The 19,514-nt window shown below is 53.7% G+C and carries 15 protein-coding genes and 1 riboswitch; of the genes, 13 read left to right on the forward strand and 2 right to left on the reverse strand.

Translation table 11 applies throughout. The features are described 5' to 3' along the window. Positions 1-36: 36 nt before the first annotated feature. The gene (locus VMT71_09760) at positions 37-2,709 is read right to left on the reverse strand and encodes a bifunctional acetate--CoA ligase family protein/GNAT family N-acetyltransferase (GenBank protein ID HVN24245.1); all 2,673 of its coding nucleotides are present in this window, start codon (positions 2,707-2,709) and stop codon (positions 37-39) included. Positions 2,710-3,050: 341 nt separating this feature from the next. On the opposite strand from VMT71_09760, the gene VMT71_09765 reads away from it, so the two are divergent. Beyond that, positions 3,051-4,811 carry a formate--tetrahydrofolate ligase gene (locus VMT71_09765; protein ID HVN24246.1) on the forward strand — a complete coding sequence of 587 codons (1,761 nt, stop codon included), beginning with the start codon at positions 3,051-3,053 and terminating at the stop codon, positions 4,809-4,811. A gap of 37 nt (positions 4,812-4,848) precedes the next feature. Here VMT71_09765 and VMT71_09770 read toward each other — a convergent pair whose 3' ends face one another. Beyond that, positions 4,849-5,679, reverse strand: coding sequence for an IclR family transcriptional regulator (locus VMT71_09770; GenBank protein ID HVN24247.1), 831 nt, complete (start codon positions 5,677-5,679; stop codon positions 4,849-4,851). A 265-nt stretch (positions 5,680-5,944) separates the two neighbouring features. On the opposite strand from VMT71_09770, the gene VMT71_09775 reads away from it, so the two are divergent. The 12 genes from VMT71_09775 (at position 5,945) to VMT71_09830 (ending at position 19,514) form a co-directional block, all read left to right on the forward strand. Further along, positions 5,945-7,936 (forward strand): ASKHA domain-containing protein, encoded by a 1,992-nt coding sequence (locus VMT71_09775; protein ID HVN24248.1) that lies wholly within the window; start codon positions 5,945-5,947, stop codon positions 7,934-7,936. After that, positions 7,929-8,687 (forward strand): AAA family ATPase, encoded by a 759-nt coding sequence (locus VMT71_09780; GenBank protein HVN24249.1) that lies wholly within the window; start codon positions 7,929-7,931, stop codon positions 8,685-8,687. Before VMT71_09775 ends, VMT71_09780 begins: the two co-directional genes overlap by 8 nt. A 4-nt stretch (positions 8,688-8,691) precedes the next feature. Next, entirely contained in the window at positions 8,692-9,579 is an 888-nt protein-coding gene (locus VMT71_09785) for a tetrahydrofolate dehydrogenase/cyclohydrolase catalytic domain-containing protein (GenBank protein ID HVN24250.1), read from the forward strand. A 52-nt stretch (positions 9,580-9,631) separates the two neighbouring features. After that, positions 9,632-9,847: a hypothetical protein gene (locus tag VMT71_09790; protein HVN24251.1), complete on the forward strand. Its 216-nt coding sequence runs from the start codon at positions 9,632-9,634 to the stop codon at positions 9,845-9,847. A 15-nt stretch (positions 9,848-9,862) separates the two neighbouring features. Beyond that, positions 9,863-10,807, forward strand: a complete 945-nt coding sequence (locus VMT71_09795) for an acetyl-CoA decarbonylase/synthase complex subunit delta (protein ID HVN24252.1) — start codon at positions 9,863-9,865, stop codon at positions 10,805-10,807. Positions 10,808-10,815: 8 nt separating this feature from the next. Next, positions 10,816-12,777 (forward strand): anaerobic carbon-monoxide dehydrogenase catalytic subunit, encoded by a 1,962-nt coding sequence (gene cooS, locus VMT71_09800; GenBank protein ID HVN24253.1) that lies wholly within the window; start codon positions 10,816-10,818, stop codon positions 12,775-12,777. A gap of 15 nt (positions 12,778-12,792) precedes the next feature. Next, positions 12,793-14,997, forward strand: coding sequence for an acetyl-CoA decarbonylase/synthase complex subunit alpha/beta (gene acsB, locus VMT71_09805; GenBank protein HVN24254.1), 2,205 nt, complete (start codon positions 12,793-12,795; stop codon positions 14,995-14,997). Then, positions 14,994-15,174: riboswitch (cobalamin riboswitch) on the forward strand. Its footprint overlaps the gene before it by 4 nt. 125 nt (positions 15,175-15,299) lie before the next feature. Further along, on the forward strand, positions 15,300-16,637 hold the full coding sequence (gene acsC / locus VMT71_09810) for an acetyl-CoA decarbonylase/synthase complex subunit gamma (protein ID HVN24255.1): 1,338 nt from the start codon (positions 15,300-15,302) through the stop codon (positions 16,635-16,637). 96 nt (positions 16,638-16,733) lie between these two features. Beyond that, on the forward strand, positions 16,734-17,618 hold the full coding sequence (locus VMT71_09815; protein ID HVN24256.1) for a dihydropteroate synthase: 885 nt from the start codon (positions 16,734-16,736) through the stop codon (positions 17,616-17,618). 142 nt (positions 17,619-17,760) lie between these two features. Then, positions 17,761-18,300, forward strand: a complete 540-nt coding sequence (locus VMT71_09820) for a 4Fe-4S dicluster domain-containing protein (protein HVN24257.1) — start codon at positions 17,761-17,763, stop codon at positions 18,298-18,300. Between the two features lies 1 nt (position 18,301). Continuing rightward, on the forward strand, positions 18,302-19,162 hold the full coding sequence (locus VMT71_09825) for a heterodisulfide reductase-related iron-sulfur binding cluster (protein ID HVN24258.1): 861 nt from the start codon (positions 18,302-18,304) through the stop codon (positions 19,160-19,162). A 1-nt stretch (position 19,163) separates the two neighbouring features. After that, on the forward strand, positions 19,164-19,514 hold the full coding sequence (locus VMT71_09830) for an ArsR family transcriptional regulator (protein ID HVN24259.1): 351 nt from the start codon (positions 19,164-19,166) through the stop codon (positions 19,512-19,514).

Raw genomic sequence — 19,514 nt, forward strand, 5'->3', positions numbered from 1 at the left:
ATGCAGCACGCTATACGCTATTGTCGATGAGCCCCATCACAGCGGAAGGACTACTCTCGTCATGTCTTCATCCGTCGATTCAATCGTGAAACCGAGCTTTCTACAAACCGCCAACATTTTATCGTTTCCAGTCAGCACTTCTCCGTAAATATTCTGGAGACCTTTCTCCTCGCCAATGCCGATTAACACGTCCACAAGCTTGTACCCCAGTCCCTTGCCGTGATAATTGTCGTGAACGAGGACTGCGAACTCTCCCGATTTAAACTCGCGGTCGATGATCAGCCTTCCGATCCCGATCATTTTCCTTCTTTCATTCTCTCTCACTTCGGCAACAATAGCAATCTCCCGCTCGTAATCGATATTGCAGAACCTGACCAGCATTTCGTGAGAGATATCCTTAATGACCGTGAAGAACCGCGTACGCATGGACGCGTCGGACAGGGAGGTAAGTAATTCGTGCTCCAGCGGTTCGTCCTCGGGTCTTATGGGCCGTAACACTACATCCTTGCCGTCAGGAAATAGCCAGTGGCTCACGTACCGGGTAGGGTAGGGCGTGATTACCAGGTGAGGATATTGAACCGATGAATCGGGCGTGTTCTTTTCCAGCACAATCCGCGCATTGACCGCGTAAGGCGTGCCATCCGATATCGCGATGGGGTTTATCTCCATCTCAGCTATTTCAGGAAAGTCGACTATCAAATTCGAAAAGCTGACAATGATCTGCTCGAGCTCGCGAAGGTCCGCTGCCTTCTTACCGCGCAAACCGCGTAGCAGCTTGTAAACGCCCGTCTCTTCTATCATGAGTCTCGCCAGGGTCTGGTTCAATGGAGGCAGGCCGATGGAAAAATCCTTTACGAGCGCTGTTCCCTTTCCTCCCATGCCGAATAAGATTATTGACCCGAAATCCTCATCCTTCTTTGAGCCGAGGATCAGCTCGTAATCGATGTTTTCGATCATCTTCTCGACAGTGATGCCGGAAACCGATATTTCCGGAGCGTTAGCCTTTACCCGCTCCAGTATCTTTGCGTGCTCCGTTTTCAGTTTTCCTGGTGAGTAAACTTCCGCCATGCCACCTACTTCACTTCTATGGACTACATCCGCAGAGACGATCTTGAGAACAACCGGGTACCCTATGCGCTCTGCCCAGACTGCTGCCGACTCCACGCTGGTAGCCAGAAAAGGGGCGGTGCTACGAATTCCGTAGTTCTTGAGAAAATCTTTTGACTCCTCTTCCGTGAGAACTCGTCTTCCCTCCTTGAGGGTTTTCCGGATAAAAACCTTGAGGTGGTTCTTGGGAGGCGCTTGATCAACCGGCAGCTCATCGGGAGTCTCATACAGGAGCTCCAGGTTTCTTTTATACCTGTACATGTAGAGCACCGTCTTGATCGCTTCTTCGGGTGTCTCATATGTGGGAATGTTGTGTTCTTTTAGAATCTCCCTGCCTTCCTCTATATTCTTTGAGCCCATCCACGTGGTTATCAGCGGTTTGTGTGCGTTTTTCGCGATGGCAGCAACGGCCTCCGCAAGCTGGGTCGGGTCGGCCGCATTATCGAACACTTTCTTGGCAATGTAGATTACAAGGATGCCGTCTACACCCTGATCGTTCAGGCAGACGGTGACGGCTCTTGTATAACGCTCGATATCGGCGTCTCCAAAGAGATCTACAGGGTTACCCTTGCTCCAGTGGGCAGGCAGAAAGCTGCTCAATTCTTCAATGCTTTTTTCCGTCAGCCGGGCAAGCCTGCCGCCCGATGCCATCAGGACGTCTGTCGCTATTACACCGGGACCTCCTGCGTTCGTTATGATCGCCATTCTTCGCCCTGCAGGCAGATTGGCGGAGTGAAGCACTTCGGCTGCGTTGAGCAGATCGGAAACTTCCTTTACCCGAACAACGCCGGCACGTTTGAACGCCACATCGTAGGCTGCGTCATCGCCGGCCATGGAGCCTGTGTGAAACAGCGAGGCTCTGGCGCTCTCCTTGGATTGCCCCGGCTTCATAACCACGATGGGCTTGTTGCGCGCGAAACCGCGCGCAGCGCTTACGAATTTCCGCCCTTCTCCCACAGTCTCCATGTAAAGGATAATACTCCTCGTCTGAGGGTCTTCGCCCACAAAATCGATGAGATCTCCAAAACCGATATCGATCATGGAGCCAAGCGAGACGAACATACTGAAGCCAACGTGAGCCGTCGTTGCCCGATCAAGCACAACGCCTCCCACTGACGCGCTCTGAGATATGAGCGCGATGTTCCCTCTCTCCGGTTGCAGCTCGAAGCGCGATGTGTTCAGTCCTATAGCGGGCCGTATAATCCCGGCCGAGTTGGGGCCGAGGATTCTGATGCCGTACTGCTTCCGGATCTCTTTAAGTTCCTCTTCGAGTTTTTTGCCCGTTTCGCCTACTTCCCTGAAGCCGCTGGAAACAATGACTGCGCCTTCAACGCCTGCCTTTCCACAGGATTCGATTATAGCCGGCACCTTCGGCGCAGGGGCCGCCACGACTGCAAGGTCAACCTTTTCGGGGACACTTTCCATGTCAGGGAAGCAGTTCTGAACCGGCAGATCGTCATTCCTGATGCCCACCAGAAATATCTTCCGTCCTCCAGCGATGTTGAGATTGGTAATGAGTCTTGCTTCGAACGCTCCCCGTCCGTCACCAGCCCCAAAAAGAGCGATGTTTTTCGGATCAAACATTTTTCTGATATCACCCATGGATTCTCCTACGTCTCGCGGTCTGCCGTAACCTGACGAGTGCGAGCCAACCAATCTGTACCGGGCTTTCTGCCTTTCCAGTCGGTCAATTGTGCCCGTTTCGTAGCCCGTCAATCTTCGCTGCTTTGTAGATTATTATACCTCGAAAACGGGACTATTGCGCAACTCTGATTGTGCAAGGATGCTTCAATTCCAAATTCGCGTTTTGACGTATCTTCGTGAAAAATATCGCAAGCTTGCGAACTTGAGAAATTTAACTTGACAAAATTGTAGATTATCTTAGTATATCATCCTCACACACCAGAAGAATATGCAGTATATACCACTTCAAGGAGGCTAGTATGTCGTACGACGCGACAAAGATGGCGGATTGGCAAATTTCTGAAGCTGCGGAAGAGAAGATGAAATCGATCTGGCAATTGGGTGATGAGATGGGGCTGCAAAAAGATGAAATCATGCCCTACGGCCGGATAGGACGCGTCGATTTCATGAAGATAATTGACAGATTGAAAAATAGACCTGACGGAAAGTACATAGAGGTGACTGCCATAACACCGACGCCCTTAGGCGAAGGCAAAACGACCACATCCATGGGCCTCATCGAGGGTCTTGGAAAACGCAAGAAGAGCGTGTGCGGGGCGATACGCCAACCGTCCGGCGGGCCCACTATGAACATTAAAGGGAGTGCTGCAGGTGGCGGCAATGCGCAGGCAATCCCTCTAACCGAGTTCTCTTTGGGTCTAACCGGCGATATAAACAACATTATGAATGCCCACAATCTCGCAATGGTGGCGCTCACGGCGCGCATGCAGCATGAAAGAAACTATTCGGATGCCGAACTGGCAAAGAGAAACCTAAAGCGGCTTGACGTTGATCCAAAGAACGTGCAGATGGGGTGGATTATAGATTTTTGCGCACAGTCGCTCCGCAACATGGTCATAGGTTTGGGCGGGAAGATGGACGGGTATCTCATGCAGTCCAGGTTTGATATAGCGGTCAGTTCAGAGGTAATGGCTATTCTCGCCATCGTGAAAGACCTCAAGGATTTCCGCGAGAGACTGGGCAAGATCACGGTGGCTTACGACAGGAGCGGGAAACCGGTCACCTGTGAAGACCTGGAAGTTGCGGGCGCAATGACTGCTCTTATGAGGGAGAGCGTGAACCCGACACTGCTGCAGACTGTAGAAGGACAACCGGTCTTTGTACACGCAGGACCTTTCGCCAACATAGCAGTCGGTCAATCGTCCATAATCGCCGACCGCGTTGCTCTGAAACTCTTTGATTACAACGTAACTGAGAGCGGTTTCGCAGCGGACATCGGCTTCGAGAAATTCTGGAATGTGAAGTGCAGAGAGAGCGGGCTCAAGCCGAACGTTTCAGTCCTCACCACAACAATCCGCGCACTCAAGATGCACGGCGGCGGCCCAAGGGTTGCACCGGGGCTTCCCCTTCCCGATGAATACAAGAAGGAAAACCTCGGGTTGCTCGAAAAGGGTGCGGCCAACATGGTCCACCACATCAAGACAATAAAGCAGTCGGGGATGAAGCCCGTCGTCTGTATTAACGGGTTCCATACGGATACAAAAGACGAGATAGCTCTGTTGCGCAAGCTCGGCGAGGCCGAAGGGGCGAGAGTGGCACTTTCCACCCACTGGCTCAACGGCGGCGATGGAGCCCTGGAATTGGCTGATGCGGTGGTCGACGCATGCGAAGAGAAATCAGATTTCAAATTCCTCTACCCGCTTGAGATGCCGCTTCGCCAGAGGGTGGAGGCGATTGCCAAGAACGTGTACGGTGCCGATGGTGTCCAGTGGTCGCCGGAAGCTGAAGCGAAAGCAAAGGCTTTCGAGTCAGATCCGGAAAAGAAAACATACTACACGATGATGGTAAAGACGCACCTGAGTCTCTCGCACGATCCGAACGTGAAGGGTGTGCCCAAGGGTTGGGTGCTGCCGGTCAGGGATATCCTGATATTCTCAGGCGCACGGTTCCTCTGCCCGGTCACGGGTGCTATCAGTCTTATGCCTGGTACTGGTTCTGACCCCGCCTACAGAAGAATCGACGTGGATGTGAACACGGGCAAGGTAACAGGGTTGTTCTAGGCGTAAACCCGGTTGCGAAGCCGGGCAGGATGGAGGACTAGTGCTGTGGCTGCCGCAGGGATGTCTCGGGCGGTGCCGGCGGAGTTTCTACATCATGCCCGGCCGACCTTTCGTTGCAAAAAGGAGAGAGTCGCATCGTTATCTCTTCTGCTGCCTGCTTTAAGTGTCTAATGATGTGAGGCAACTTGTTATCATTCATGGAACTGGTGAAACCGACGACCCACAGGGCAGCGACAGGCAGGCGTCCCGAATATATGAGTGTAGCTACGGCTCTCATGCCGGTGAGGTACTCCTCGAAATCGACGGCATATCCGCGAGACCTGGTCTTTTCGACCTCTTCAAGGAATCCGGCGGTATCGGTGATGCTGTTATCCGTGTATCGCCGCAGGTGGTATTTGGCGAGCAGTGCGAGGATCTCCTGGTTCTGGAGGGGGGCAAGGAATATCTTACCGAGGACGCCGGCCGTCAGGGCGAATTTGGCTCCTATCGGCGATGAGATCTTCAACTCTTTTCTAGGCTCTACAACGTCAAGAACTCGTACCGCCTCGTCTTCCCGCACGCCTAAGAAGACAGTCTCGTCAACCTGTTCCACGAGTCTCTCCAGGAAAGATCGAGCCGTGCCGGGCAGGTCACTGGCGCCCAGTACTCTCTTTGACAATTCGAAGAGCGCTCCTCCGACCAAGTACTTTTTTGTGGCATCGACTTTCGCCAACAGCCCTTCTTCCTCGAGAGAACTTAGTATGCCGAAGGTAGTGCTTTTGCTCAAACCCAGCACGCGGGCAATTTCGGTCACGCCGAGGGGTCTGTTCTCGTCGATGATCAGCCTTATTATTTCCAGTGCCTTTTTGAGTGCTGGGGCTTTGTACATTTATTCACTGTGCTGAACTTGTTGACTCAGCATACTTCGTTATGCGGGTTGATGTCAACATGCCTAAATTAGGGAGCTTTGAAGGGCTTTGACAAGCTTGACGTCAGTATTGAAAAAGTGTATGGTATGTGCATCGTTTAGAATAGTGAACATAGAATTGAAGGTGATGCCCTTAGCGGCTGTGCGAGCATGTGAGGCGCTGACAGTCGAAAGCCATGTGTTCCCGCGCCGCAGGCGAAAGCTCATTGGCGAGGTTTGAATTCTAATGGCTGACGGGCACAGGGTGAGGTTTCTTCCAAGCGACAGGATGTTCGTGGCAGAAGAAGGAGAGAGCATCCTGGATCTTGCAATGAAATCGGGTATTCACATCAACGCGAGTTGCGGCGGCAATGGCGCATGTGGCAAGTGCCGGATAAAGGTGATCGAAGGCAATGTCGCCTCCGCACCTCACCCGAAGATCGCGCAGTGGGAATATGAGAACGGGATACGGCTTGCCTGCATGACGAGGTCGTTGGGTGATGTAGTCGTAGAAATTCCCTTCGAGTCCCAGGTGGACCGCGCCGCACTCAGGCGCAAAAGGGAAACATCTCACGTGCTGACGCCCGCCGACCTGGACCAGCTTGTTGGTGCCTGGGAAGTCGATCCCTCAGTCTTCAAAAAGTATCTTGAGCTTGAACCCCCGTCGGTTGAAGACAATATCAATGATCTTGGCCGGCTTATGCGGGAGTTGCGTAAAAGGCACGAGATTGAAGACGTCTCAGTTGATTTTAAAGTGTTGATGAAACTGGCAGGCATCCTGCGTGCCTCTGATTGGAAAATTACACTCACGCTTGTCGAAACGCGAAGAGGCCTGAAGCTCATCAACGTAGAAGCCGGCAATGTGGAGGACAAGAACTATTCAATAGTCATCGATATCGGGACTACGACCGTGTGCGGGCAGTTGCTCGATCTCGCCAACTGCAGCGTGTACAGGCGGATTGAGGATTCCCAGAACGGCGTGCAGGTGTGCACCCTCGGGGAGGCCTCTGATTACAACGCGCAGATCAGTTACGGCGAAGACGTCATCACGAGAATACTCTATGCACAGAAACAAGGTGGGCTCAAGCGGATCCAGGAAGTTGTTATCGGGACCATCAACGGCATCATCAAAGAATTGCTTGAAATGAGCGGAGTAAGTGTTGACCGTATATCTCACCTGGTGTTTGCCGGCAATACTACCATGACGCATCTTGCGCTGGGCCTTGACCCCCGCTACATAATGCTTTCACCCTACACGCCCACTGCCAACTTCATCCCACCGGTAAGGGCCATTAACCTCGGCCTGAATGTGAAGGATCACGTGCATATCTACCTGTTCCCTTGCGTTGCCTCCTACGTGGGCGGCGATATCGTTGCGGGAGTTCTCGGCTCAGGGCTGTTCAAGAGATCGGACATTACCCTGTTCCTGGACATAGGCACCAATGGCGAGCTCGTTGTGGGTAACAAGGATTGGCTCACCTGCGCTTCCTGCTCGGCAGGGCCTGCCTTTGAAGGCGGCGGCATCAAATTTGGGATGCGTGCCGGCAGGGGGGCGATTGAGCAGGTGCGTATCAACCCCACGACCCTTGAACCCATGATCCTTACGATAGGCCGGGTGAAGCCGGCAGGGATCTGCGGCTCTGGCCTCATCGACGCTGTCGCCGAGCTTCTCGAGGCAGGCGTCATCGGCCAGAACGGGAAATTTGAAAGAGATCTCCCGACGAAAAGAGTGAGAGAGGGAGATAGCGGCTTCGAGTATGTGCTGGCGTATGCTGCCGACACGCAGATCGGCAGGGATATCGTATTGACTGAAGTTGACCTGGATAATCTTATACGGGCAAAGGCCGCTATTTACGCCGGTTGCAAGGTGTTGCTCGAGAATGTAGGCCTCTCTTTCGCGGATGTGAACACTATAATTATTGCCGGCGGGTTCGGCCATTACATCGACGTCGAAAAAGCTCAGATGATAGGGCTCCTTCCCGATGTGTCTTCTGAGAAATTTATCTTCGTAGGGAATGGGTCGCTTCTCGGTGCAAGACTCCTCTCTTTCTCCAGAGAACTGCTGCGAGAAACAGAGAGGATCGCACGGACCATGACGAACATCGAGCTTTCCAACAGCACGACATTCATGGATGAGTTTATCGCCGCGATGTTCCTGCCGCACACGGACGAGAAAGCATTTCCTGCAGTATTAGAACAGTTGAGGGCGGGAAAGGAAGCGGCGGTTTCGAATGCCTAAAGTATGTGCTTTTGCAGGAAAAGGAGGAGTGGGCAAGACCACCATAACCGGTATGCTCGTCAGGTACCTCGTCGAGGTGGCCAGAGAGGCTCCGATCCTTGCGGTTGATGCAGACCCGAACTCGAATCTCAATGAAATTCTGGGCACCGAAGTTCATGTGACGATTGGTGACGCCCGGGAGCTCTTAAAAAAAGAAGTGCCTGTAGGGATGGACAAAGAGACCTGGATGGAAATGAAAATACACCAGGCGATCATCGAGAGCAAAGGCTTTGACCTGCTGGTGATGGGAAGACCGGAGGGTACTGGCTGCTACTGCGCTGCAAACAGCCTTGCAAAAAAGCATATAGACCTCCTCAAAGATAATTATGCGTACGTCGTGGTCGACAATGAAGCAGGCATGGAACACATGAGCAGGCTCGTGACCACGGACGTTGATCATCTTTACGTTGTTTCCGACGCTTCAGCCCGTGGCCTTCTGACTGCCAAGAGGATCATGGAACTGGTGGGTGAACTCAACTTGAATATCGCGCACACCCATGCGATTATCAATCGTCTAAAGGATGAGGACAGAAGCGGCCTGGAACAGCTTGCGGAAGAGAAGGGCATCGACGTGGCTGGAATCATCCGCTACGATACCGGGATCGCTGAAGGAGATGTGCGAGGATACACCGTCTTTTCCCTGGACGGCAGATCAGTGGCCCTGAAGGATGCTTACAGCGTCTTCGAGAAAACTTTATCTGGAAAGGAGTAGAATCATGGCAGCAAAGGTCATAAGCGGCACGCAGATCGCGGCAGAGATACGGGAGGAAATAAAGCAGGAAACGGCTGCTCTGAAAGAGAAGGCCGGTGTGGTGCCGGGGCTGGTTACAATTCTTGTAGGCCAGAATCCCGCGTCAGTCAGCTACGTGACAGCTAAAGGAAAAACGGCAAAAGAACTGGGGTTCTTCTCCATACAGGATGACCAGCCGGAGAACCTTACCGAAGAGGCTCTCCTTGCCCTGATTGACAAATATAACAAGGATCCGAAGATCCACGGCATCCTTGTGCAGTTGCCTCTGCCGAAGCACATCAACGAGACCAAGGTGCTCTATGCAATAGATCCCAACAAAGACGTGGATGCTTTTCACCCGGTGAACGTTGGAAAGCTTGTAATCGGTGAGGCGAATTTCTATCCGTGTACACCCTATGGTATTCAGCAACTCCTTGTTCGCAGCGGCGTCAAGACGGACGGAGCAGAGGTGGTAGTCGTCGGCAGGAGCAACATCGTGGGTAAGCCGATTGCCAACATGATGCTTCAGAAGGCCAAAGGCGCGAACGCCACCGTGACCGTGTGCCACACTGCCACAAAGGATATGGCATTTCACACGAAACGTGCCGACATCCTTATCGTGGCCGCGGGCCGTCCCAAGGCCATTACCGCTGACATGGTCAAAGAAGGTGTTGTTGTGATTGACGTCGGCGTCAACCGGATAGGCATGACTCCCGAAGGCAAGGCGAAGCTCGCTGGCGACGTGGATTACGATGGCGTCAAGGAGAAGGCTTCTGCAATAACACCCGTTCCGGGTGGCGTAGGTCCCATGACCATTACGATGCTCATGCTCAACACGTTGAAGGCGGCAAGAGTAGCGGCAAACGTGAAGTAATAAACGCATGACGTGACGCATCAGTCGTCACCAAGACTGGAGGGAGGTTCCCATGGGAGAGTATCAGTACGAAGAAAAGGAATCATTCGACGGCAAGAAAGTTAAGGTGCTCGGAGCCACGTACGAACCAGGCAAACCGGACACAAAGGGTGATTGGGAACAAAAGCTGGAATCACAACAGGATCGGCTCAACTATCTGAAAACGGCACTCCGTTACTGGTACAGCAAAGACTGGTTCGGGAGTGAGAAGAGAAAACAGGAGGCTTAAGAAAGGGGGTACTTCATGGCTTTCCAGATTCCCAAGATCACGTACACAGGCAGTATAAAAGAAGTCTCTATCGGTTCCGGACCGCAAGCCATAAAGGTGGGAGGAGAGAGTTGTTACCCGTTCCATCTTTTTGAGGGAAGCATGCCTAACCCTCCCAGGGTAGCTTTCGAAGTATGGGACTACCCCCCGGAAGACTGGCAGGAGTGGGCCGTTGAGCCGTACAAGGATGTTATCAGCGATCCCGTTGCCTGGGCAAAGAAATCTCAGGACGCTTATGGCGCCGAGCTGATTGCTCTCCTTCTTAAGAGCGCGGACCCGAATGGCATGAACAGGGACGCAGAAGAGTCGGTGAAGCTGGTGAAAAGCGTTGCCGATGCCATAAGCGTGCCCCTGATTGTCTGGGGATGCGGCAATGACGAGAAGGACGCGCAACTCCTGCGAAGGGTTGCAGAAGTGTGCGAGGGCAAGAATGTCGCTATAGGCCCCGTCGTTGAAAAAAACTACAAGCAGGTCGGCGCAATGGCTATCGGGTACCAACAGGTGGTGATGGCGTCTACACCTATAGATGTCAACCTTGCCAAGCAGCTCAACATTCTCCTCGGTAACCTCGGCATGCCTGAACAGAAGTTGATGATCGACCCGACCGTCGGCGGCTTGGGTTACGGTCTGGAGTACGGCTACTCAGTGATGGAGCGTGACCGCATGGCAGCTCTGACTCAGGAGGACGTGAAGCTCCAGTTTCCGCTCGTGTGCAACATGGCGCACGAGGTCTGGAAGACAAAAGAGACCAAGGTGAAGAAAGAGGAGAACCCGAAACTGGGTGACGAAAAGAAAAGATCTATCCTCATGGAGGCTGTTACCGCAATGTCCTTTCTTGTTGCCGGAGCAGATATCCTGATCATGAGACATCCCGACGCTATCAAACTGGTGCGGGATATGATTAAAGAGTTAACAAATTAGGGGGACTTATGGCAGACGAAAAAGGTAAGGACAAAGTGAGAAGTATTGATAACGCAGCAATCACGCTGATAGAGAAGGCCCAGAAAGAGAACGTGAGCACCGTCTTTTTCAGGGCTGATGAACTGAAACCCTGCCCGATAGGCGTTGAGGAAAGCTGTTGTAAAATCTGCGCCATGGGACCCTGCAGGCTCCCCAGACCAAAGAAGGCCGGCGAAGAGAAGGATCGAGCCGGCGTCTGCGGTGCGACCATCGAGACGATCGTGTCGAGAAACTTCGCGCGTAAGATCGCTGCAGGAACCGCGTCCCACTCTGACCATGCCCGAGAAGTCGCAGAGACTTTTCTGAAAACTGCACAGGACGAGGCCCAAGGGTTCGCTATCAAAGACGAAGTGAAGCTCCTCGAGGTGGCACTCGACTATGGCATTGAAACCGAGGGCAGAGAGCTCAGGGAGATCGCAATTGACATCGGTAAAAAGGCGCTCGAACAGTTCGGGAAGCAGGATGGAGAGCTCGTCTATATCAAGAAGGCACCATTGAAGAGGCAGGAGATCTGGAGAAAGCTGGGCGTTGTCCCCAGGGGTATCGACCGTGAAGTAGTAGAGATCATGCACAGAACCCACATGGGCGTGGACCAGGATTACAAGCACCTCATGCTGCAGGGAACGCGCACTGCGTTAGCCGACGGCTGGGGAGGCTCCATGATCTCGACCGATTTGCAGGACATCATGTTCGGCACACCGGTACCCATTCTTGGAACGTTCAACACGGGTGTATTCAAGGAAGATCAGGTAAATATCGTGGTCCACGGCCATGAGCCGTTCCTGCCTGAGCTGCTGGTTACCGCCAGCAAGGACCCTGAGATAAAGGCGCTTGCCGAAAAAGTCGGCGCCAAGGGCATCAACCTCACTGGCATGTGCTGCTCAGCCAATGAAGTGCTTATGCGTCACGGCATACCTTGCGCGGGAAATTTCCTGCAGCAGGAATTGGCGTTGGTGACCGGTGCCGTGGAATTGATGACCGTGGACGTGCAGTGCCAGATGCAGGGCCTCCACGATGCCGCAGAATGCTACCACACCAAGCTCGTGACCACCTCCGATCGTGCGAAGATCGAAGGCGCCATCCACATGGAGTTCCATCCTGACCACGGCCTCGACACAGCGAAGAAAATCCTCAAGATGGCCATAGAGAACTACCCGAACAGGCGCCACGCGGTTTACATTCCTGCGGAGTCACAGGATGCAGTCGTAGGCTTCAGCCATGAAACGATAAACTATCTGCTGGGCGGGCTCTTCCGCGCAAGCTACAAGCCGCTCAATGACAATATCGTCAACGGCAGAATAAGGGGCGTTGCGGGTGTTGTCGGTTGCAACAATGTGCGCACGATCCATGATTCGGCGCATATCGCCATGATCAAGGAGCTGATCAAGAATGACGTAATTGTGCTCACCACGGGCTGCGCGGCAATGGCATGCGGCAAGGCAGGCCTTCTCACGCCTGAGGCAGCGCGGCTCTATGCAGGCTCAGGACTCGCCGAAGTATGCGAGGCAGTCGGCATCCCGCCAGTGCTCCACATGGGCGCATGCGTTGACAACTCCAGAATTCTCGTCGCTGCAACCGCTCTGGTGAAAGAAGGCGGCCTGGGTGACGATATCAGCGATCTTCCCGCGGCAGGTGCTGCACCGGAGTGGATGAGCGAGAAAGCGCTCGCGATCGGTCAGTACTTTGTAGCGTCCGGTGTTTATACGGTTTTTGGCACGACGTGGCCAACGCTCGGCAGCGAGAAGGTGACGAAGCATCTGTTCGAAGAGCATGAGGAATTGTACAAGGGCATGTGGGCATTCGAGCCTGATCCCATCAAGGCGGCCGGCATGATGATCGCGCACATTGACAAGAAACGGAAGGCTTTGGGATTGGACAAGGGCAGGGAAAGAGTTCTGTTCGATATGGCTATGAGAAGGGCCCTAGACTAAGCGAGGAGGCGGAGCATGTCAAAGATAATTGCATCAGCGGCCATCAGAGGCGCGCAGAAAATCTTCAATAAGGTCGAGACAAAGTACAAAGAGGTGCTCGAGAAGTATGGGCCCAACCAGGAGATAGGCTTCCCCAACACTGCCTACTACCTTCCGATCATCTATGCCATGACCGGCATCGGGGTCTCAAAGCTGGGAGAGTTTGATAAGATCCTCAGTCTCTGCAGGAAACTGATACCGTCTCCCGTCAGGGAAAAGACGCCGTTGCCGTATCTAGCGCCAGCGCTTGACGCCGGCATGGCAACGTTCTTCGTAGAGGAACTGTATGAGGCAATGCGGTATCTCGAAAACCCCAACTGCTATGTGACCGGCGAGGACCCGACCGACGGGAATATCTGGCTGGGCGCAGCGAGCGACCTCATCTTCAGGAAAAGGGGCGTGGAGTTTGTTGACGGCACGGCCCCTGGATTCGCTGCGATCGTAGGTGCCGCCCCTGACGCCCAGACAGCCGCAAAGATAGCGCTCGAACTCCAGGAAAAAAATCTGTACGTGTTCATGTGTGCCGAGAACAATGGAAAGCGTTTCTCGGAACAGCTCGTGGAGGCTGGCGTGCAGGTGGGTTGGCCCACAAGACTTGTCTCCTTCGGTCCTGATATTTACCAGGCAGTTTTTGCCATAGGCTTTGCGTGCCGTGTTGCCATGGCATTCGGCGGGGTCAAGCCGGGCGATTTCAGAAAGAACCTGATTTACAACAAAGACAGAACCTATGCGTTCGTCATGGCGTTAGGCGAAGTCACTGACGAGTGGTACGCCAATGCGGCAGGGTGCATCAACTGGGGATTCCCGGCCATCGCTGACACGCCCATCCCGGAAGTGCTGCCCACGGGTATCTGTACGTATGAACATGTTGTATCAAACATTCCACACGATCACATCGTCCAGAAGGCAGTGGAAGTGAGAGGCTTGAAGGTGCAGGTTGCAAAAGTGCCTGTGCCTGTCTCTTACGGACCGGCGTTCGAAGGCGAGCGTGTGAGAGGCGAGGATATCTATCTCGAGATGGGCGGCGGGAAAACAGTCGCGGTTGAATGGACCACGACGAGGCGCATGGAAGAGGTTGAAGACGGCAGGGTAGAAGTGATCGGACCTGACGTAGGCAATGTTCAGGCGGGCACCCGGCTCCACTTCGCGATGGTGGCTGAGGTTGCCGGTCGCAACTTCCAGGAAGATTTCGAGCCGATCCTTGAGCGGCAGAATCACCATCTGATCAACCAGGCCCAGGGTATCATGCACATAGGGCAGAGGGACATAGCCTGGATTCGTATCTCCAAGCAGGCAGTTGAGAAAGGCTTTAAGCTGGAACACATCGGCAAGATCATTCATGCCAAGTACCACCAGGACTTCGGAGCAATCTTTGACAAGATTCAGGTGAAGATCTACACGGACGAGCCCAAGGTCAAGGAGATCCTCGAACAGGCGAGGGCATCCTACAATCACCGTGATGCCAGAGTGGAGAACATGACGGACGAGTCGGTGGATACCTTCTATTCATGCACTCTGTGCCAGTCGTTCGCGCCCAGCCATGTCTGTGTTGTCGCTCCTGAGCGGACAGGGCTCTGCGGTGCCTATAACTGGCTGGACTGCCGTGCCTCGTACGAGATCAATCCCGAAGGTCCCAATCAGCCTATCCAGAAGGGAGAAGTGCTCGACGCCCGTTACGGACAGTTTAAGGGCGCAAACGACTTTGTCTACAAGGCCTCGAGACAGAAGGTCAACAATGTAAGCTTCTACAGCCTCATGGTTGATCCGATGACCACGTGCGGCTGCTGCGAATGTATCGCGGCTGTGCTGCCGATGGCCAACGGCATCATGACCGTTGATCGTGATTATAGTGGAATGACCCCCTGCGGCATGAAGTTTACGACGCTGGCGGGTTCCGTGGGCGGTGGGGCGCAGTCACCGGGATTCCTCGGCCACAGTAAGTACAACATTACTCAGAGGAAGTTTCTGGTCGGCGATGGCGGTCTGGCACGCATGGTCTGGATGCCGAAGAGGTTGAAGGAGGAGTTACACGACCGGCTGGTCAAGCGGGCCGAGGAGCTGGGCATACCGAACTTGATAGACATGATCGCCGACGAGACTGTGGCGACTACCGAAGACGAAGTGGTGGCCTACCTAACGGAGAAAGGTCATCCCGCACTTACGATGGATTCGATTCTGTAATGAAGGGGGCGACAGGTAGCGGCAACGCTTTAAAAGGGAAGATGGTGTAAATCCATCGCGGACCCGCCGCTGTAAGGGGGGACGGGAGCTCACGAAACCACTGGGTGTGTGGCCCGGGAAGGAGAGCTTGAGAATGAACCCCGAGCCAGAAGACCTGCCTGAAGCCGTTATGTGCATTCTCCTCGAGGTTGGGAGCTCTGGCGAGTGAGGCTCGCGAGAGGGGTGGCTCCGTAGGCTTTTGTCCGCGGAGGGGCGACCGGGTAATCCGCGTGCGGGTGCCCAAAAACTGAAAGGAGACAAACATGGGACTTACAGGAATCCAGATCTTTAAGCTTCTTCCCAAGACCAACTGCGGGGATTGCGGTTCTCCGACGTGTCTTGCCTTTGCCATGGCTCTTGCGGCCGGTAAGGCAGAGCTTGAGAAATGCCCCTATGTGTCCGATGAGGCAAAGGAACAACTGTCGGAGGCGAGCGCGCCGCCGATCAGGCCTCTGACAGTGGGGACAGGAGAGTATGCCGTCAAGGTCGGCGGTGAAACAGTGCTCTTCAGGCATGAGAAGACGTTTTTCAATAAGCCGGGTCTTGCAATCCTTATTACGGATGCCACGGCCGATACTGAGGTAGAGAGACGCTTCGGAAAACTTGCTGAGCTGCAGTTCGAGCGTGTGGGCCTGAATTTGAGACCTGAACTGGTCGCGCTCAAGGATACTGGGAATAAAGAAAAGTTTCTGGGTCTTGTTAAAAAGGCAGCGGCCACTCCGTATGCCATCATCCTCATGTCAACGGACGCCGGCACAATGAAGGAAGCACTGGACATAGCAAAAGAGAAGAAGCCTCTGATTTATGCTGCAACAAAAGAAAACGCGGATGCATTCGGAGCGCTCGCCAAAGAGTGCGCCTGCCCTCTCGCAGTGAAGGGAGCGAACCTGGATGAGGTAAGTGCGCTCAGCGAAAAGCTGACGGGCATGGGGCTCAAGGACCTCGTCATCGATTCAGGCGCCCGGGACATAAAAGGAGCTTTCCAGGATCAGATTTTCGTCCGCAGGGCTGCACTGCTCAGCAAGTACAGGCCTTTGGGCTTCCCGACGATCACATTCCCCTGCGAGATGACGGACGATGTGATGAAGGAGACGCTGATCGCTTCTCTCTTTGTCGCAAAGTATGCGGGCATAATCGTATTGAGCGATTTTGAAGGAGAGAACGTTTTCCCGCTTCTTTTGGAGCGGCTCAACATCTACACTGACCCGCAACGGCCAATGACCACAGAACAGGGGATATACCCGATTAATAATCCTGACCAGAACTCGCCTGTGCTCGTGACCTGCAATTTCTCATTGACCTATTTTATCGTGAGTGGCGAAATAGAAAACAGCAGGGTACCCACGTGGCTCTGTATCATGGATACCGAGGGGTTGTCGGTCATGACGGCCTGGGCGGCCGGAAAATTCGTGGGCGATGCGGTAGGCCCTTTCATCAAGAAGAGCGGCATTGCAGAAAAGGTTGCGCACAAGAAGATCGTGATCCCCGGCTATGCCGCAGGCATTATGGGAGATCTGGAAGAGGAGTTGCCCGGTTGGGAGATCATCGTGGGCCCGCGCGAAGCAGCTCATATACCGGCATTCTTGAAGCAGTGGAAATAGATGCGGGCTCAGAGATAAAGGCAAAAGGCGAAGGGTTTTTTGTTTCCCTTTAGCCTTTAGTCGCGAGTCTTTAGCCTGTTTTGAAAAGGAGGAGCTATGGTACTGCGAATAGGAGAGAATCTGAACGTTATAGCGAAGAAAATCGGCGAGGCATTAAAGGATCGTAATCCTGCGCCCATAAGGGAGATGGCAGAAGCTGAAGCAAAAGCGGGCGTAGATCTCATCGATATCAACCTGGGGCCAGCCCGGAAGGCAGGGGCAGAATTGATGGAGTGGGTTGTCAAGACCGTTCAGGAAGTTGTGCCGAACATACCCCTCTCCCTCGACACAACGAACGTAGAGGCGATGGAAGCCGGGCTCAAAGCCCATAAGGGTAGACCGCTGATCAACTCGGTATCGGCCAGGCCGGAACGCATGGAAGTTCTTGTTCCTTTGGCGCAGAAATACAAGGCGCCCTATATTGCTCTCACGCTCGGCGTTGAAGGAATTCCGAGAGACGCAAATGAGCGGGGCATGCTGGCGGCCGAGCACCTTGCGAAGGCTGCCGAGTTCGGCATTGGCGAGGACGATCTGTGGATAGACCCGATCGTGCTGCCCATCAATACCCAGCAGATTCAGGTCCAGGGCTGTACCGAGTTTGTCATGATGTTGAAGGATATCGCGCCTACGTGTAAATCCACCTGCGGTCTTTCGAACATTTCCAATGGAGCGCCGGGGCATCTCAGGGGAATCCTGAATCGCACGTATCTCATCATGTTGAAAAGGTACGGGATGTATTCCGCCATAGTCGATGCCTTTGACGCTGAAATGGCAGCCATCTGCCAGGACAAGATGCCTGGGCTGGAAGCGCTGGTGCACAAGGTAATGGATGGTGAGCCGGTCGATATGGCAAAGCTCTCGAAAGAGGAGGTGGAGTACGTCAAGACTGCCCGCGTGCTGCTCGGGCAGACGCTCTACTCAGACTCATGGTTGGAGCTCTGATACCGGCAGGGCGGTTTAAAAAGAGATTGCGACCTGATAGAATATATTCTTATATATTAATGTTTGAATATGGCCCGGAGCAGGAGTGTTCCGGGCTGTTGTCTTGCGAGGGAGACCCATGGATGATGCGAGGAGTGGCCAGATGACCGGACCTGCAAGCGGGCCGGGCTTTTTAAGGGAGATGGAACAGAAGACGGGCGAGAACATCGCGGCGTGCTACCAGTGCTATCGCTGCACGAACGGTTGTCCTGCGCTCCCTGAGATGGATTTCTCACCCCACCGGCTGATGAGGTACGTGATCCTGGGCGAAAGGGAGAGAGTACTCACCTCGAAGATGATCTGGTCCTGCCTGCAGTGCACCACCTGCAGTATCCGCTGCCCCAATGATATAGACATTGCCCTTGTGATCGACACGTTGCGGAAGATTGCAGTCAAAGAAGGCAAAGCAAAAAATCTGGATACGTGGAAGTTCGACAATTACTTCCTCGACAGCGTGAAGAAGCACGGCAGGTTGTACGAAATAGAGACGATCCTCAAGTACAAGATGGACAAGAAGAACTTCTTCGAGGATACAAAAATGGGCATGGGCATGATGAGGAAGGGGAGAATGGGGCTGCTCCCTCATAATATAAAAGACAGAGAAGGCATGAAGGCCCTGTTTAAAAAGGCCCGAGGAGAGTGAGATGGCGGCAACGCTTGCATATTATCCGGGATGCTCTCTCAAATCGTCAAGCAAGTTCTACGAGGCGTCCATACAGAAAATTTTCGGGAGATACGGGATCAGACTCAAAGAGATCGATGACTGGTCCTGCTGCGGCGCATCGGCAGCACCAACAGTAGACGAACGGCTCGGCCATGCGCTCGCAGCGAGAAACCTGGCGCTGGCAGAGAAGGCGGAATGCGACCTCTTTGCCCCGTGTTCCGCTTGTTACAACAGGGCAAAGGTGACCAATGAGATGATCCGCTCTGATGCGGATTTGCAGAAGGAGATGAACAGCATCATCGAGCCTCTCCAGACGAGCGCCTCTGTTGAAGTGAAGAATATTATCGAAGTTCTGGACGATTACGTGGGAGTGGAGATACTGGCGCGCGACAGGAAGTACGATCTTTCCGCATTGAAAGTTGTTCCGTACTACGGGTGCGTGCTCACGCGGATGATGCGCGTCAAGCCGTACGATGACAAGGAGAACCCGGAGAGCATGGACAGGTTGCTTTTTGCGGCCGGGCTTAACGTGCTCCGTTGGCCCTTCAAGATGGAGTGCTGCGGCGCGAGCAAGACGCTTACCAACAAAGATATGACCCGGAGACTTTCTGACAGGATTGTGGACATGGCCATCGTGCTTGGCGCCGACGCGATAGTGACGCCTTGCCCCTTGTGCCAGATGAATCTTGACCTTCTCCCTTCTTTAGGCAGAACCAAAGAGGCGCTCCCCGTGCTTTTCCTTTCGGAGGTGTTCGAGCTTTCCCTCTACGGTAAGATGCTGGGTGCCGCATCCCATATGATAGCCGCGGACACGTTGCTTTCGAAGGTGAAGGAGGCCTGATATGGAGTTAGAGGAAAGGCTTGATTTCATAAAATCGTATGACCCGGAGGGCATGGAGAAACTGAAAAGGCTCCTCGATCGGAAGTCGTACCTCATGGATAAGAATGTGTACGGCGAGACATTCACCGAGCGGCAGTTCAGTCTGATTTTTGACCCCCTTCTGCGCGCAGGCTTTGACAGGGCCCGGATATTAAAAGCGCTTTCCGAGAAAGATGCCACGGTCCCCGCGCTCGCACAGGAGCTTTCTATGGATGAGTCGAGAACGTTCGACTACATGAAAGATCTGCTCAAGCGAAATCTCGTCGAGATTGTCGGGTTCGAAGAAAGGCATCCCGTATATAGAAAGAGGTGA

The organism is Syntrophorhabdales bacterium (genome assembly GCA_035541455.1).
Classification (GTDB): Bacteria; Desulfobacterota; Syntrophorhabdia; order Syntrophorhabdales; family WCHB1-27; genus JADGQN01.

Coding starts and splice junctions, on each gene's coding strand:
- VMT71_09760 (HVN24245.1), bottom strand. CDS start 2,709: ATGGGTGATATCAGAAAAATGTTTGATCCGAAAAACATCGCTCTTTTT.
- VMT71_09765 (HVN24246.1), top strand. CDS start 3,051: ATGTCGTACGACGCGACAAAGATGGCGGATTGGCAAATTTCTGAAGCT.
- VMT71_09770 (HVN24247.1), bottom strand. CDS start 5,679: ATGTACAAAGCCCCAGCACTCAAAAAGGCACTGGAAATAATAAGGCTG.
- VMT71_09775 (HVN24248.1), top strand. CDS start 5,945: ATGGCTGACGGGCACAGGGTGAGGTTTCTTCCAAGCGACAGGATGTTC.
- VMT71_09780 (HVN24249.1), top strand. CDS start 7,929: ATGCCTAAAGTATGTGCTTTTGCAGGAAAAGGAGGAGTGGGCAAGACC.
- VMT71_09785 (HVN24250.1), top strand. CDS start 8,692: ATGGCAGCAAAGGTCATAAGCGGCACGCAGATCGCGGCAGAGATACGG.
- VMT71_09790 (HVN24251.1), top strand. CDS start 9,632: ATGGGAGAGTATCAGTACGAAGAAAAGGAATCATTCGACGGCAAGAAA.
- VMT71_09795 (HVN24252.1), top strand. CDS start 9,863: ATGGCTTTCCAGATTCCCAAGATCACGTACACAGGCAGTATAAAAGAA.
- cooS (HVN24253.1), top strand. CDS start 10,816: ATGGCAGACGAAAAAGGTAAGGACAAAGTGAGAAGTATTGATAACGCA.
- acsB (HVN24254.1), top strand. CDS start 12,793: ATGTCAAAGATAATTGCATCAGCGGCCATCAGAGGCGCGCAGAAAATC.
- acsC (HVN24255.1), top strand. CDS start 15,300: ATGGGACTTACAGGAATCCAGATCTTTAAGCTTCTTCCCAAGACCAAC.
- VMT71_09815 (HVN24256.1), top strand. CDS start 16,734: ATGGTACTGCGAATAGGAGAGAATCTGAACGTTATAGCGAAGAAAATC.
- VMT71_09820 (HVN24257.1), top strand. CDS start 17,761: ATGACCGGACCTGCAAGCGGGCCGGGCTTTTTAAGGGAGATGGAACAG.
- VMT71_09825 (HVN24258.1), top strand. CDS start 18,302: ATGGCGGCAACGCTTGCATATTATCCGGGATGCTCTCTCAAATCGTCA.
- VMT71_09830 (HVN24259.1), top strand. CDS start 19,164: ATGGAGTTAGAGGAAAGGCTTGATTTCATAAAATCGTATGACCCGGAG.